Origin of the sequence: Stenotrophomonas maltophilia (genome assembly GCF_039555535.1) — a bacterium.
Taxonomy (GTDB): Bacteria; Pseudomonadota; Gammaproteobacteria; order Xanthomonadales; family Xanthomonadaceae; genus Stenotrophomonas; species Stenotrophomonas maltophilia_Q.
Window position 1 is genome coordinate 2,515,965 of record NZ_CP154630.1, and the last position, 14,701, is coordinate 2,530,665.

A 14,701-nucleotide genomic window follows, 5' to 3' on the forward strand; every position below is an offset into this window, starting at 1 on the left:
GCTCAGCCCCCGCTCACTGGTGGCAGGATCGCCACGCGGCCATCGTCGGGCAGCGCCTCGTGGTCGCGCAGCACGCGTTGCTGGTCGGCAAACGCCGAGTAGTCCAGCAGGCCCGCGCGGAAACCCGGCCAACGCACCGGCAGCAGCTCGCGCAGCGCCTGGCGCAGATCGGCCACGGTGCCACCGGCCACATCGACGGCGATTTCGCGGCTGGCATCCAGATCGGAAAACGCACCGAACAACTGCAGATTCACCTGTTTCATCATGACTCCTGGCTCACCAGCTGCACCGGTTCGTGGTGACCCCAGCCCTGCACGCGCACGAAGGTGCCAGCGCTGGCCAGGTCTCCCTCGGCCTCCAGCACCACCCAGGCGTTGGCCTGCAGCATGGACATCAAACGGAACGACTCCTGCCCGGACAGTACGCGCGCACTCAGGCGCCCCTGCCCGTCCATTTCCACCCGCGCCCGCGCGTGGAAGCGCAGACCGGGCGGCTTGCGCACGTCGGCCTGCAGCGGCAGCCGCAACACCGGTTCCGGTGCAAGCCCCAGCAGGCGGCGCAGTACCGGCTCGACGAAGAAGCGCTGGCCCACGGCAGCCGAAACCGGGTTGCCGGGCAGGCCGAAGTACAGCGCGCCATTGGGCAACACCGCGAACAACAACGGCTTGCCGGGGCGGATCGCCACCTTATGGAAGACGATGCGCGCACCACGGCCACGCAGCGCATCGGGAACGAAGTCGTAGCGGCCGGCCGACACCGCGCCGGTACTGATCAGCAGCTGCGCGCCAGCGGCCAGCGCTTCATCCAGCACCGCATTGAACGCGGCCACGTCGTCGCCCACCGTGCCCTGCCAGACCACCTCGGCACCGGCCGCCTGCAGGCGGCCCACCAGGTAGGGGCGATTGCTGTCACGGATCTGGCCCGATTCCAGCGCCTGCGCCGCCTCGGTCACCAGTTCCTTGCCGGTGGCGATCACCGCCGCCCTCGGCCGCGCCACCACCGCCACCTCACCCACGCCCAGGGCGTGCAGCAGGGTGCGGGCATTGATATCCAGCACCTGGCCGGCGCACAGCACGCGCTCACCCTCGCGCACGTCCTGGCCGCGCAGGCGCACGTTCTGGCCCGGCTTCACCGTCGCGGTCAGCGCGATGCGGGTCGGGCGGCCGTCCTCGCTGGCGAGGATCTCCACGTTCTCGACCGGCACCACCGTATCCAGGCCAACCGGCATGCGCGCTCCGGTCATGATTTCCCAGGCACCCTCGCCGCCTTCGGCGCCGGCATCGCCGGCTGCCTGCCAGCCCTGCACCGCGAATTCGGTACCGGCCTCGAACGTCGCGCCGTTGGCGCGCAGCGCAAAGCCGTCCATCGCCGAATTGTCGAACGGCGGCAACGACTGCCCGCTGTGGATGTCACTGGCCAGGGTACGGCCGCCGGCTTCATGCAGCGGCACGCGCTCGGCCGGCAGCGGCGTGGCCGCGTCCAGCAGGTGCTGCAAGGCTTCGCAATAGGGAATCATGAGTGGCCATCCCCCTCGACCATCGCCAGGGCGTGGCCCAGTACCGGCGCCAGGATATCCAGGCACTGCGCCGCCGCCTTCGGGCTGCCGGGCAGCGCGAACACCAGCATGTTGCCCAGCTGCACCACCTCGGCGCGGCTCAGCCAGGCCATCGGCGTGTGCTGTGCACTCAGCGCGCGCACCATCTGCGCCAGGCCATGTACCGGCCGCGCGTTCAGGGAACGGAGCGCCTCCGGGGTCAGGTCACGCGGGCCCAGTCCGGTACCACCGGTACACAGGCACAGGCGCACGCCCTCGGCGGCCAAGGCCTGCAGGCGACCCGCCAATGGCTCGATGCCATCGGGCAACACCTCAGCGGCCACCACCTCGCCGCCCAGCTTTTTCAGGCCGGTCACCAGGGTCGGGCCAGAGATATCCTCATAGGTGCCGTCGCTGGCGCGATCGCTCAGCGTGATCACCGCGCAGGCCGCGCCCTCCAGGCCCTTCGGCGCACGCGGCTTGAAACGCGTGCGCTCGGCATCGTCCATGCCGTCGGGGTGCAGCCAGACACCGCGCTTGCCGCCTTCCTTGAACAGCAGGCGGATACCTTCGATGCGCAGGGCCGGTTCCACCGGCTTGCTCAGGTCGTACAGGGTAAGCAGCGCCGCGTTGACGCCGGCCAGTGCCTCCATCTCCACGCCGGTGCGCGCCTCGCTGGCGCACTCGCACCACACGCGGATCGCCTGCCGTTCCGGTACCGGCGCGCAGAACACCTGCACCAGTTCCAGCGGCAGCGGGTGGCACAGTGGCATCAGCATCGAGGCCATCTTGGCGCCCTGCAGGCCGGCAATCTCGGCCATCACCAGCGCATCGCCCTTGGGCAGGCGGCGCTCGACGATCAGCGGATAGGCCACTGGACCGGCATGCAGCTCGCCCACCGCCACCGCACGTCGGCGGGTGATGCGCTTGTCGCGGACATCGGCCATATGGAAGGCCGCATTCAATTCCCCACTCATCGTGTTGCTCATCCTCCGATGGAGGCCAGGTGCGGGGTCAGCCCGGTCTGGCCCTGGTGCAGTCCATGCCCGGCCGCTTTCAGGCCAAGCTGCGTGGTAATGCGTGCCAGCAGCGCGTCATGGTCATCGTCGCTCTGCAGCAGCGGGCGCAGCGGCACGCCGAACTCGCCGAACAGGCACAGCCGCAGGTCACCCTTGGCGGTCACCCGCAGGCGGTTGCAGCCCTTGCAGAAGTCACGCGAATACGGGGCGATGATGCCCACCGTGCCGCGATGGTCCGGGTGGCTGTACTCACGCGCCGGGCCGGCATCGGCGGCGCGCGGCCGTTCGTGCCAGCCAGCCGCCAGCAGCTGCTCGATCACCACGTCGGCGCGCAGGTGGTGGCGCTGGAAATAGGCTTCGTTGTCGCCGGTGCGCATCAGTTCGATGAAGCGCACGCTGAAGGGGCGGTCACGCAGGTAGTCCATCCACTGCGGCAGCTCGTCGTCGTTCAGGCCACGCAGCAGCACCGCATTGAGCTTGATCGCCGGCAGGCCCAGCGCCTGCGCCAGGGCCAGGCCCTGTTCGATCTCCGGCAGGCGGTCATGCCCGGTGATGGTCTTGAAACGTTCGCGCTGCAGGCTGTCCATGCTCACGTTCAGCGCGGTCAGGCCGGCGCGGTGCCAGCCCGGCAGGCGCCGCGGTAGCAACGTGCCATTGGTGGTGATGGCCACCTTGCGGATGCCCGGCACCGCCGCCACGGTGGCGATGATCTCATCCAGGTCCTTGCGCAGGCTGGGCTCGCCGCCGGTCAGGCGGATCTTGCTCATGCCCAGCGCGGCAAACGCACGCACCAGGCGCGCGATTTCTTCCACCTGCAGGAAGCGCGGGCGGCCATCGGCCTGGTAGCCGTCGGGCAGGCAGTAGCTGCAACGGAAGTTGCAGGCTTCGGTCAACGAAAGGCGCAGGTACGGAAAGCTGCGTCCGAAACCGTCGGTGAGTTGGCGGGGATGATCTGCCAGTGCGCCCTCACCTACCGGCTCTGGCGCCCGAATGAGCTCGGCTGACATTCTTAGTCCTCCCTACGACATGCCGGCGCAATCACTGTGAAATGACCACCCTGACCGGGATCGACTTCGCCGCGGGGGTACCACTGATGCGATCGAAGTAATCCAGAGGAAGCAGTGGATTGAGTTCAGGGTAGTAGCCCGCAATCGCGCCACGCGGCATCGGATAGTCAAGCACAGTCAACCCATCGACCCGCCGGCAGACGCCATCACTGGAGATCGTCTCGAGGCTCACCTGTTCCTCCTTCCCAATCCCTCGTGCTACTCGATCTTCCAGGTTCATGAAGAGGATCATTCGATCGTTATACACACCGCGATAGCGATCGTTGTAGCTGTAGATTGTCGTGTTGTACTGGTCATGGGAGCGAACCGTGGCCAGCCGAAGCATAGTGGGATCCTCGACCAGGTCGTTCACTTCAAGACCCGGCAACACCAGAATATTGGCCTTCCCGTTAGGTGTCGGCCACTCACGGCGGCGCGGCGGAATGTCCAAGTGGAAGCCACGCGGCGCCTGGATCCGTTCATTGAAGTCTGCGTAGATGCTGGGATAGACCGCCGCGATCAGCTCACGAACATGGTTGTAATCGTGCATGCAAGCTGCCCAGTCGACCTTGCTGTCCGGCAGTGTTGCCATTGCCATGCGGCACACGATCTCAACTTCCGGAAGAACATGTTCACTCACAGGCTCCAGTACTCCACGGGATGCGGTGACATTCGACATGGCATCCTCAATGGTGACAAACTGCTCACCCAGCGGGGTATGGATCCACTCCGAGCGCGCCACCACCGGTAGGATCAGCGCCTCCTTGCCATGCACTAGGTGGCCACGGTTGAGTTTGGTGGCGATGCCAACCGTAAGCTCAAGACCACGCATTGCCCTGTAGGCAATTTCGGTATCAGGAACAGCATGGATGAAGTTCCCGCCCATGCCGATGAAGACCTTGGCGGTTCCAGCCAGCATCGCCTCAATAGACTCAACCACATGGTGCCCATGTTCGCGCGGCGGTTCGAACCCGAACACGTCGCGAACTTGGTCCAGGTAGCGTTGCGTCGGCTTCTCATCAATGCCGACGGTACGGTCGCCTTGCACGTTGGAATGGCCGCGAATAGGAGCAATGCCCGCCCCGGGCTTTCCGAAGTTGCCGCGCAGCATCAGCAGATTGGCAACCTGCTGCAAAAGGCGAGATCCTTGCTGGTGCTGGGTCAGGCCCATGCCATAGCAGATAATGGTCGCACGGGAACGGATGTAGATCTCTGCACAACGCAGAATCTGCTCCTTCTTGATCCCGGACACTTGGACGATCTGGCTCCACTCCAGGGACATCACTTCTTCACGCAATGCCTCCAGCCCGACGGTGTGCTCGGTCAGGAATTCGTGATCGAGAACAGACTCGCCGGCCGCTTCCCGCTCGAACATAGCCTTCATGATGCCCTTGATCAGGGCCAGGTCACCGCCGATGCGAATGTGTACAAATTCACTGGAAATCTCGGTGGAGCCAAACGTGGCCATCTGCACGACGTCCTGGGGCTCGGCAAAGCGAATCAGCGCACGTTCCGGCATAGGATTGACCGCGACAATTGGAGCATTACGCTTCCGCGCCTCCACCAAGTTGGACATCATTCGTGGTGAGTTGGTGCCTGTGTTCTGGCCGATGACGAAGATGGCCTCAGCATGCTCAAAGTCATCGAGCACGATAGTGCCCTTGCCGACACCAATTGCCGGCGGCAACCCCCGGCTGGTCGGCTCGTGGCACATGTTCGAGCAGTCCGGGAAGTTGTTGGTTCCGAACTCGCGCACGAAGATCGAGTACAGGAACGCGGCTTCGTTCGGCGTCCTCCCCGAGGTGTAGAACTCAGCCTCATGCGGGCTGGACAGGGCCTGCAGGTGTCGCCCGATCAGCGCGAAGGCCTCATCCCAGCTACAAGGAACGTAATGGTCGGATACCGGGTCATATCGCATCGGCTCGGTCAATCGACCCTGCATCTCCAGCCAATAGTCGGACTGCGCCATCAGCTCCTGGACAGTGTGCTCCGCGAAGAACTCACGCGTGGCGCGATGCTTGGTTGCCTCCCATGCCAAGGCCTTCGCACCGTTTTCGCAGAACTCCAGCTTCTTGGTGTGATCTGCATCCGGGAAAGCGCAACTGGGGCACTTGAATCCCCCAGGCTGATTCATCGACAAAAGCGCTTTAGATCCCTTGGCAATGACGCTCTGCTGCATCAGAACCTTGGCGGTTGCACCGGTGGCACCCCAACCACCGGCAGGATGGTCGTAGGCTTTGTAACGGGGGATCTTCTGCTCTGACATGACAGGCACTCGCAGCATGCAATTGGGAGTGGGAAAAGTTAAGCACGCGACGGCCTCCCCTTCCACGGACAGTATGTCCACCCTGCCCAGACAAGACGTCCGGCGTACACGCCGGGGATCGAATCGAGGCACTGGTGTCCGATACGAGTGCCTCAACGGACCCGAAGCGCTCATCCTGGCCCTCACCACGAACAGGTCTTCACGCCACCCGCCATCGATTGTAACTATCTAATTTATCGGGCGTTTTCTAGCTACAGGCACATGTAGCGGACAGGCGGGCCACAGCCCCTCGAACAGAATGTCGGATCAACTCAGCCAAACTGTCCATCTGCGAACATTTGTAAATTTTGACCGCAGCGGGGTGTACGCCTTGGGATACTCTCCGCACTGTCAAACCACTAAGAAGTCCCCGACCCGAGGGACCCTGCACGCCCAGATCATCGTTACCGGCTTCCCTCCCCGCCAGGCCTCATCTCCATGCAAGCGCCCAGCCCAGTACCTGCCAACGAGCCCTGCGGCATCGCATATCGAAGAACCCTTCGGTGGCGTGGTGGCGAGCGCGGCTCAATCATGGACAGCGTTGCCGAAGAAGTGCCTGTCGCGATGCTCTACAACGACAGTCCTTTCTCGGTGATGATGGCCAGCCCAACGGATCTGGAAGACTTTGCGCTGGGCTTTTCCATGACGGAGGGAACAATTTCTGATCCCTCCCAACTTCTCCGGATTGAAGTGAGGCCATCGCTGGAAGGCATTGAGCTGGCGATGGAAGTCACAGATAGTGCGCCCATCGTGTCAATGCCCAACGACGCCACCCGCAACCTACCCGGGCGTAGCGGTTGCGGGCTATGTGGAGCTAGTCGACTGGAGCAAGTGCTCAGAATGCCTTTGCCAATCGACCGACCCACCACCTACTCCGCCTTGGCGCTACGCGTAGCACTGTCCTCGCTAAAAGGGCTACAGCCAATGAACGAGGCTGCCGGCTCAACCCACGCAGCAGCATGGGTTCTCCCGGACGGAGCTATCGAAGTGGTACGCGAAGACGTGGGCAGGCACAACGCACTAGATAAGCTCATTGGTGCAATGAGGCGCTCATCGACTTCAACCAACGAAGGTCTCGTGCTTCTATCTAGCCGTGCTAGCTACGAAATGGTGAGTAAGGCCGCCTATGCAGGCATGGCGATCGTTGCAGCGGTATCGGCACCCACAGCCTTAGCCATAGATCTCGCAAAGGCCGCAGGGATCTGTCTTGTCGGTTTCGCGCGCTCGGATGGCTTCAACATCTATTCACACCCCCAGCGCCTACTCGATTTGGAAGCTGCACACCTAGCAGCCGTATGACGCCAGATGACGCCTGCCGTGCAATGAGCAAGGATCTCCGCCGATGAAATTGCTAGGCACCATCGGAACTTGAGCCGCTAGCCACCACCCACCCCCTATTGGGATCGTTATGGACGCCCTCCTCCTTTCCCGAATTCAGTTCGGCTTTCTCATCAGCTTCCATGTGCTCTTCCCTGCCTTCACCATTGGCTTGGCCAGTTGGCTTGGTTTCGTGGAATGGCGCTGGCTTCGAACCCGCAACCCGGTGTGGCGGGATCTGTTCTTCTTCTGGCAGAAGATCTTTGCCGTGTCCTTCGGCATGGGCGTGGTAAGCGGTATCGTCATGGCGTTCCAGTTCGGCACAAACTGGCCTCGTTTGAGCCAGATCGCCGGAACCGTAATCGGCCCCCTACTGACTTACGAGGTCCTGACAGCCTTCTTCCTGGAGGCAAGTTTCCTCGGAGTGATGATGTTCGGCTGGGGGCGAGTATCACCACGCCTGCACTTCTTTTCCACATGCATGGTCGCACTTGGAACGCTCTTTTCAACGTTCTGGATTCTTGCCTCCAACAGCTGGTTGCATACGCCTGCGGGCTACGAAATGATCAACGGAGTGGTCCATCCGGTTGACTGGTTCGAGGTTGTGTTCAATCCATCGTTCCCCTATCGACTGGCCCATATGGCAATAGGGTCATTCATAACAACCTGCTTCGTGGTGGGTGGTGTTGGCGCCTGGTACCTGCGGCGTAAGGAGCACGTCGAAGCCGGCCGCAAGATGCTTGGGGCGGCTGTGATATTTGCGGCCATTACCGTTCCTGTTCAGATTTTCGTGGGTGACATGCATGGTCTGAACACCCTCAAGCACCAGCCGATGAAGATCGCAGCGGTAGAGGCTCACTGGCATCAGGGCCAAGAAGGTGAAGGAGTTCCGCTGGTCGTCTTCGCTGTACCAAATGAGAAGGAAGAGCGGAACGATCTTGAGATCGCGATTCCGCGTGTTGGCAGCCTCATCCTGACTCACTCCATGGATGGAACCTTCGCACCGCTGACATCCGTACCGGCGAGCGAACGACCTCCGGTCACGCCTGTGCTCTTCGCATTCCGGATCATGGTTGGGATAGGCACCCTCATGCTACTGCTCGCCTGGCTTTCTGCTTTCACCCTGGCCCGCCGTAAGCTGTTCGATTCCGGGGCCCTGCTGCGCGCTTGGAACTGGATGCTTCCAAGTGGGTTCGTTGCTTTGGTGGCCGGCTGGTTTGTCACCGAGATGGGGCGCCAGCCTTGGATTGTCTATGGCGTTTTGCGAACGGCTGATGCCGTGGGACCGCAAACGGCCTGGATGACAGCGATCTCACTCGCGGTCTATGTCGCTGGATATGCGTTCGTATTTGGTTGGGGCATCTGGTATCTGGTCAAGATCCTCCGACATGGCCCACATGCCCAAGACGGAAGTCCGTCGCTAGAGGGTGGTGATCGCACACCTGCACGGCCTATCTCGGCCGCTGATCAATCTCTCTGAGGAACGCTGACATGGACTCGATGACCTGGTTGCCCATCGCCTGGTTCGCCGTCATCAGCTTCGGCGTCCTGATGTACGTCGTCCTCGACGGCTTCGTACTCGGTATTGGCATTCTCGCGCCCTTTGCCGAGGATGAAGAGCAGCTCGATGTGATGATGAACACCGCTGCCCCAATATGGGATGGCAACGAAACCTGGCTGGTGCTCGGCGGAGCCGGATTGCTAGCAGCGTTTCCAACAGCCTATGCAGCGCTTCTTTCGGCCCTGTACCTTCCAGTACTTCTGCTGCTTGTATCATTGGTTTTCCGGGGGGTCGCCTTTGAGTTCAGGTTCAAAGCCCATCGCTCCAAGAGGCTTTGGAGCGTGGCTTTCGGCCTTGGCTCGCTTCTGGCCGCGTTCTCTCAAGGAGTGATTCTTGGCACGGTGGTGCAAGGCGTGCCAATGACTGGTGACACCTACGCTGGCGGGCCATTCCTATGGTTCAGCCCCTTTGCCATGCTTACCGGAGCAGCCTTGGTTGCCGGCTACGCCTTGCTTGGAGGCACCTGGCTAATCTTGAAGACCGAGGGGCGAACCCACGCACTTGCCAGGCGCCTGACCCGCCCCCTGGTGGTCGCCGTGATCGTGGCCATGGGGCTCGTGAGCAGCTGGCTGCCGTTCCTTGATCTGCGACTAATGACTCGCTGGTTCAGTGACGGGAATTTCTGGTGGCTGTCCCCCGTCCCCCTTCTTACGCTCGCCGTGGCAGTGGCGCTGTGGCGCGCGGAGAAACGCCCCACTCATGATCTTGCCCCTTTCCTACTGAGCCTGTCGTTGTTTGTCCTGGGTTACCTAGGCCTCGTACTCGGCATGTGGCCGTACCTGCTCCCCCCGGCATTGACGATCTGGGATGCAGCAGCGCCAGTGTCGTCGCTTGGCTTCAGCCTGGTCGGCTTGGCGGTCATGCTTCCTGTCATCCTGGGCTACACCGCCTGGTCATACCGCGTTTTCCGCGGCAAGGTGAGTGCGAGCACGAGCTATCATTGAGCGTGATATGCCGCCCATTCGCCTGAAGTGGAGAATGGGCTCAACTAAAGCCCGGAAAGGGCGAGTGGGTTCGGTGGCGGCCGACTCATGAACTGAATGTCACTGGACTATCTTCAGCTAAGCCGAAGGTCAAATGCCACCGCCTCTGGCCCTCGACTTGACTCAATCAGTTAGCCAATACGCCCGGCCTCCCAGAATCGTGTATCGCCCTAAGACACACAGGATGTGATGAGTGGGGCCTTCAGCCGACCCTGAATCGTATGCCTTCGGATCGAACTGACTTGAAGGAAAGTCGATGATTCACGGTGAGGTGGTAGAAGAACGCCTCACACCAACGAAGTCGCCTAGAAAGAAGGACTACATCATGTATGGGGCCGCTACGAGATAGCCACCTGACAAGAGTGAGTGGGTCCCTTCCCGACAGCATGGGGCTAAGTAGCTCAACAGTAGAGCCTCTGGCCAACGTGCAAACCCACGGCCGTACGGATCTTAACCATAGGTGGAAGCCCTCCCGCTCAAGCCTACGCCTTTCAGCAAGCTCCGCTCTGAGCTGACGCCGGCGAACTTGGCGGGCTATCTCCAAGTGTGGCGAGTACTCCCCCTTGCCATGATAGGCAACCTTCAGGACGTAGCCCCGGGCCCTGGTAGGAATCGGTGAGTACGAAGCTCGAACACGCGCAAAGAAGTACCCCGCGAAAACGGCAGTTGCGACGAGAACAACATGAAGTTCGCTCGGGGCGATACGGTATCCACTCGCGGTGAAGAACTGGACGCAAACAAGTCCATCACAACCCGTAGGAATCAACGTTCGATACAACGTCGTCCCGGGAACATACAAGAGAAAAATGAAGCCATAGGCGCACCATTTCCAGCAATGAACTCGCTGATCCAGCACCGGCTCCCAACTGAGCTCTCTTTTGGGGCGGCGCAGAACGTAAGCGCCAATGAAGAGCAGCGAAGGAACGCCCAATAGCAGCAGCAGGTCGATGATCTTCTGAATTGAGTACATGGCAGGGTACTTAGAACGTCGCTCCGGAGCTCCTGGGCAAACGGGATGCCATCGACTGGATTCGTGGCCGGGACGACCCGCCAGGAGTCTGGACAGGGCTGTATCGGCCGCGCGACATGGAACTTGAACCACTGATTCGTCCATGCTCAATGGCCTACTCGCGCTCCTCGGCATAGCACGGCTCCCCAAAGAACCTAGAACACCGCTGGAGGAAGCGACGGGACTTTCACTCACAACTCCAGCGCAGCCACGGACAGCAGTGTGGCGATATCTGAAGATCAGATAGACGCGGACTCGCCTCGCTGCTATGCTGGTGAGCTAGGCGAGCGATCTGAGAGACAAGTGGCCTATGTTGTCACCCAACCGACCCTCATTTCGCATTGGCCAGAGTTGGACGATTTCGTTCGTTCAATCGGCCCGTTCTTAGCCTGCGCCTGGTGCGCACTGGAGCGCTCAAGGACCGTAAGCGGGCCTGTTGCCGCCGAGGGCTTGGCCTCAGCCGCACTCGATACGCTTGCCTCACTTCGCGTACTGCAGCGCATTCCCATCGCAGCCCCCAATTCCGGGGCGAGGTCCTTGTATGAGCCTCTGGCATGGACCTATCAGGCCGCTTGGTCACGTCAGGACGTGAGTCTGGAGGCCAGGTTGACCAGTACGCTTACCCGATGGGCTGCCGAATGCCCGTCCACTGCCAAACGGACCTTGGGAACCTCGCTCGCAGAGAGCGAAGCCCGTGCATACCTGGCCAACCTGCTACGCAAGTATCGGCTATCTCCCACGCTGGGCAATGGCCTGAGATCGACCCAGCTCCCGGAGTGGAATGCACTGAGCTTGGGACGCAAGAGGTATGTACTGTGGGCCGGCATGCGCAACGTTGCGTCGGAGTTCCTGAAAGCTGATCTGGACGAGGAGGCCGCCCGTCGGGTACTTGATCGAGAGATCAGCAGGAGATGCACTTGGCTCGTTAGCCGAGTTCAATCGGGAGCACTTGGCCCGACTGACTTTTGCTTCGTGCCAGGCCATGGCTGGCGTCAGCCGTTGATCTTGGACGTGGCAATGGAGACGTTTATCCCTCTGGGCAGACAGTACTGGCTGCAGCCAAGTAGCGACTGGAGGCTTTAGCGGATACTCTCCGCGCCGCGTCCACTAGTGGGCGCGCGACCCAGCGAATCCGGTGTCAGCGGTCGACTAGATCGCGTAGGTATCGGTGGCGCCAATAGCCAGGGCTGGCCTTGAACGACTGATGAGCTCGCCACGCGTTTGATCTGGAAGGGCAACTACGAGCGCAGTCCCTGTGCCCATTGCTGCAGGAAATCCTCCTGGACAGCGGTCTCGATGGCACCCGGCCTGACACGTCGCACCGAGCCAATGGCAGCCTGCGCTGTTCGCTCAGCCCCTGACTGCAGTAGAAGCATCGCTGCGACAGTGCCGGCTCGCCCCAGCCCACCCTTGCAGTGGACCACAATGCGCAGGCCCGAATGCAAACTCCGAACGAGCATTGACCCCAGTACTGGCCATCGTTCGAGCAACCTCTGGTCAGGTGCTGCGCCATCCGTGATTGGAAGGCCATGCCATGAGATGCCCTGCCCTTCAACCACTTGAGGCAAGCACTCGATCCGCAACTCACTGAACTCCCACGGCTCGAGTAGCGTGATCAGGTGGCTGGCTCCCCAACACTGAATCACAGAGACATCCACATCGATGTCTCTCGCCCATGCCCCCGTCATCGCAACTTCTTGGTACTTACCTGGCGCGAAGGTCACACCAATTGCCCCTCCCCTTTCGCCAACCGGGAGTTCCGCGATAGCTAAAGGGTGGGTCAAACTTGTTCGAATCATGTCGGATCTCCTGAACGACAGCCCATTCCTATGCAGCAACCGGCGCTGCTGGCTGGAAGAGCTGCACCCGCCAACCCACTCACTAAGCACACCAACTACAACGGAACAACCAATCGTTCCTTCAGCATCTCAAGGGCCACTTCCAGGCCGGCGTCATCCGCGTCATATGGAGCGCCGAACAAAGAGACCTCAATCCAATAGCGCTCCTGCCCCGGATGGATGTAGTCCGCGTGATCGTCCAGCAACAGCGCTGCACCCAGGATCGGAGACACATACCGGAGGTCCTTCGTTGCCCCTCCCCAGAATGTATATGGCAACTCAGCGAACCAGCCTGGCGCGCTCCCTTCCTCGACCAGCAGCCGCGAAATCCTGCGGAAAGCTGCCTCAGGGACCGTGGTGTAGATGACCAGATGCTCGAAGAGTTCATGAGCGACCTCAAGGAACTGATAAAGCCCTGGGCGTGGAATCTGGCTGACAGCATTTGAGATCAGCGTCCCCTCGAGATCGAGAGCAAGGATGGTCGGTCGCATTGAGCGCTAGGATCCTCATCAGCAGTTGGACACTTGGATCTGGAGCGTTCCGCGCTGCGCTTGGTCATCGGACGCAGTTGCGGAACGCCAATGAGTCAGATATCTGAGAACTTCTCGGCTTGCTTAAGCTGATTCTCCAGAGACTGGATCTTTTCCCTATAGTTGGCAGCTATGTAGGGCTTGTCATTGAAGTCCAAAGCCGTCTGAGGAATTAGTTCGAGCTCGACTCGCGTTGAAGACGCTTGTCGAATTGCCAGTGTCGACCACGCATCATCACCTTTTACGAAGCCAACATTGAAGCGCGCCGTGACGCCGCGGCTCGGCTTGAGGCCATCAATCGATCGGAAGTCGCTGTGCACCCGCGACTTTGCCGTGGGCTGAGCTTCGCCATTGATGTAGAGCGTCGCCGCCCAGCTGGCCTGGCTGAGCGCCAAAGTTGAGCTATTCGCAATTCGCGCCTCAATGACCGGCTTCGGGCCAAAGAAGCTGTCCTCGATCCGTAACGTTGCGCCACTCGCACGCACTCTTTCTAGTTCGGTGATCGTCGGCCGCTGCGCGTTGGCCTGCTCCTGCAGAGCAAGAATTTCTTTTGGATGGGCATCCCTAATCTGCTTGATGTGCCCCCTAACCACCTGTCTTATAGATGCATTCGGGTAGGCCTTGTTCAGCTCAGCCAGATCAAGGCCGGCAACGGCCCAGTTGAAGGCATCCCGCTCATGGGCACTCAGCTCGGCGTCAATTGCGTCAATCGACGCTCTGTATTGCTCCTGCGTGCCGTCAGTGACCAACTTCCTGTCTACTGGACCGCTGCAGGCGGCAACTAGGACCGTCAGAGCAAGCAGCAAGCCCTGCCTGCCCCAGCCAGCTGCGTCGCGTCGACGTTGTTCTTTGATCATGCCCTTCCCCTGTCAATGAGAAGCACAGGATATCTGGTTTTTAGATATCGGAGAACTGGATATAGCTTCTGAAGCCGCTCAACCAGGGTGCGGCCGTGGCCAAGACAATCCATCGCAAGGAATACGCCGCCCTGATTGAGACCGTCAGAGACGCGCGCTTGGCTGCTGGCCTTACCCAAGTACAAGTGTCCAGCAAGCTGGGGCGCAGCCAGTCGTTCATTAGCGATGTTGAGACAGGGAAGCGCAGGGTTGACGTCGTGGAGCTTAGGGACATAGCGCGCCTGACAGGCCTATCCCTGGGCAAGCTCATTGCCGACTTTGAGAAGCGACTCAAAGACTGACTTTACTGAGCTAAGGCTCAGTCTTCTTCAGATGCGTACCACTAGGCTCACGCCTAGTGCCCACCCCACTATCCCGCTCAACGAGCATGCGACCACTTTGAGCAAATGGCTTCTTGCCAGTTCTGGCTACACAGGACTGGCTGGTCAAGTGGTGGCCTCCAGCGCACCATCCGAGCTAGAAGGGAAAGCATTCATAAGCCCTGTCGGCGCGCTTGACTGACGATTCCTTCGCAATAAGAGGTTCAGCGCTTCAAGGAAATCCCTTTGGGGCGACCTCTTCGTACTGACCATAGCTTAAAAGGCTCGGCATGCATTGCAGAACCAGCATGCGCATCTCCCCGCAAGAACAGTGACCTCCACC

At 60.8% G+C, this 14,701-nt stretch carries 12 protein-coding genes; 4 read left to right on the plus strand and 8 right to left on the minus strand.

Features of this window, described 5'->3' with window-relative positions:
• Positions 1-2 precede the first annotated feature (2 nt).
• The 5 genes from AASM09_RS11650 to AASM09_RS11670 are packed head-to-tail and all read right to left on the minus strand — an operon-like array spanning position 3 to position 5,865.
• Positions 3-263, minus strand: a complete 261-nt coding sequence (locus tag AASM09_RS11650) for a MoaD/ThiS family protein (RefSeq protein ID WP_017354494.1) — start codon at positions 261-263, stop codon at positions 3-5.
• Positions 263-1,516 carry a molybdopterin molybdotransferase MoeA gene (locus AASM09_RS11655; protein WP_017354495.1) on the minus strand — a complete coding sequence of 418 codons (1,254 nt, stop codon included), beginning with the start codon at positions 1,514-1,516 and terminating at the stop codon, positions 263-265. Before AASM09_RS11655 ends, AASM09_RS11650 begins: the two co-directional genes overlap by 1 nt.
• Positions 1,513-2,511 carry a bifunctional molybdenum cofactor biosynthesis protein MoaC/MoaB gene (gene moaCB, locus AASM09_RS11660; RefSeq protein WP_026070513.1) on the minus strand — a complete coding sequence of 333 codons (999 nt, stop codon included), beginning with the start codon at positions 2,509-2,511 and terminating at the stop codon, positions 1,513-1,515. Before moaCB ends, AASM09_RS11655 begins: the two co-directional genes overlap by 4 nt.
• Before the next feature lie 8 nt (positions 2,512-2,519).
• Positions 2,520-3,560, minus strand: coding sequence for a GTP 3',8-cyclase MoaA (gene moaA / locus AASM09_RS11665; RefSeq protein ID WP_017354497.1), 1,041 nt, complete (start codon positions 3,558-3,560; stop codon positions 2,520-2,522).
• Positions 3,561-3,591: 31 nt separating this feature from the next.
• Entirely contained in the window at positions 3,592-5,865 is a 2,274-nt protein-coding gene (locus AASM09_RS11670) for an FdhF/YdeP family oxidoreductase (protein ID WP_049399264.1), read from the minus strand.
• Between the two features lie 477 nt (positions 5,866-6,342).
• Here AASM09_RS11670 and fdhD point away from each other — a divergent pair, with 477 nt between their 5' ends.
• The 3 genes from fdhD (at position 6,343) to cydB (ending at position 9,726) form a co-directional block, all read left to right on the plus strand.
• Positions 6,343-7,203 carry a formate dehydrogenase accessory sulfurtransferase FdhD gene (fdhD, locus tag AASM09_RS11675; protein WP_026070516.1) on the plus strand — a complete coding sequence of 287 codons (861 nt, stop codon included), beginning with the start codon at positions 6,343-6,345 and terminating at the stop codon, positions 7,201-7,203.
• 109 nt (positions 7,204-7,312) lie between these two features.
• The gene (locus AASM09_RS11680; RefSeq protein ID WP_343368462.1) at positions 7,313-8,701 is read left to right on the plus strand and encodes a cytochrome ubiquinol oxidase subunit I; all 1,389 of its coding nucleotides are present in this window, start codon (positions 7,313-7,315) and stop codon (positions 8,699-8,701) included.
• A gap of 11 nt (positions 8,702-8,712) precedes the next feature.
• Complete coding sequence (gene cydB / locus AASM09_RS11685) at positions 8,713-9,726, plus strand: cytochrome d ubiquinol oxidase subunit II (protein ID WP_017354501.1); 1,014 nt, start codon at positions 8,713-8,715, stop codon at positions 9,724-9,726.
• Between the two features lie 2,286 nt (positions 9,727-12,012).
• Here the strand turns inward: cydB and AASM09_RS11690 are convergent.
• The 3 genes from AASM09_RS11690 to AASM09_RS11700 all read right to left on the minus strand — a co-directional run bounded on the left by AASM09_RS11690 (position 12,013) and on the right by AASM09_RS11700 (position 13,999).
• Complete coding sequence (locus tag AASM09_RS11690) at positions 12,013-12,573, minus strand: cyclin-dependent kinase inhibitor 3 family protein (protein ID WP_026070517.1); 561 nt, start codon at positions 12,571-12,573, stop codon at positions 12,013-12,015.
• Between the two features lie 95 nt (positions 12,574-12,668).
• The gene (locus tag AASM09_RS11695; protein ID WP_017354503.1) at positions 12,669-13,103 is read right to left on the minus strand and encodes an NIF family HAD-type phosphatase; all 435 of its coding nucleotides are present in this window, start codon (positions 13,101-13,103) and stop codon (positions 12,669-12,671) included.
• A gap of 95 nt (positions 13,104-13,198) precedes the next feature.
• Positions 13,199-13,999, minus strand: a complete 801-nt coding sequence (locus AASM09_RS11700; RefSeq protein ID WP_017354504.1) for a hypothetical protein — start codon at positions 13,997-13,999, stop codon at positions 13,199-13,201.
• Between the two features lie 95 nt (positions 14,000-14,094).
• Between AASM09_RS11700 and AASM09_RS11705 the strand changes: the two genes are divergently transcribed.
• Positions 14,095-14,340 (plus strand): helix-turn-helix domain-containing protein, encoded by a 246-nt coding sequence (locus AASM09_RS11705; protein ID WP_017354505.1) that lies wholly within the window; start codon positions 14,095-14,097, stop codon positions 14,338-14,340.
• The last annotated feature ends 361 nt before the right edge of the window (positions 14,341-14,701 follow it).

Excerpts from the sequence above, each read along its gene's own strand:
- AASM09_RS11650 (WP_017354494.1), bottom strand. The coding sequence starts at position 263 with ATGAAACAGGTGAATCTGCAGTTGTTCGGTGCGTTTTCCGATCTGGAT.
- AASM09_RS11655 (WP_017354495.1), bottom strand. The coding sequence starts at position 1,516 with ATGATTCCCTATTGCGAAGCCTTGCAGCACCTGCTGGACGCGGCCACG.
- moaCB (WP_026070513.1), bottom strand. The coding sequence starts at position 2,511 with ATGAGTGGGGAATTGAATGCGGCCTTCCATATGGCCGATGTCCGCGAC.
- moaA (WP_017354497.1), bottom strand. The coding sequence starts at position 3,560 with ATGTCAGCCGAGCTCATTCGGGCGCCAGAGCCGGTAGGTGAGGGCGCA.
- AASM09_RS11670 (WP_049399264.1), bottom strand. The coding sequence starts at position 5,865 with ATGTCAGAGCAGAAGATCCCCCGTTACAAAGCCTACGACCATCCTGCC.
- fdhD (WP_026070516.1), top strand. The coding sequence starts at position 6,343 with ATGCAAGCGCCCAGCCCAGTACCTGCCAACGAGCCCTGCGGCATCGCA.
- AASM09_RS11680 (WP_343368462.1), top strand. The coding sequence starts at position 7,313 with ATGGACGCCCTCCTCCTTTCCCGAATTCAGTTCGGCTTTCTCATCAGC.
- cydB (WP_017354501.1), top strand. The coding sequence starts at position 8,713 with ATGGACTCGATGACCTGGTTGCCCATCGCCTGGTTCGCCGTCATCAGC.
- AASM09_RS11690 (WP_026070517.1), bottom strand. The coding sequence starts at position 12,573 with ATGATTCGAACAAGTTTGACCCACCCTTTAGCTATCGCGGAACTCCCG.
- AASM09_RS11695 (WP_017354503.1), bottom strand. The coding sequence starts at position 13,103 with ATGCGACCGACCATCCTTGCTCTCGATCTCGAGGGGACGCTGATCTCA.
- AASM09_RS11700 (WP_017354504.1), bottom strand. The coding sequence starts at position 13,999 with ATGATCAAAGAACAACGTCGACGCGACGCAGCTGGCTGGGGCAGGCAG.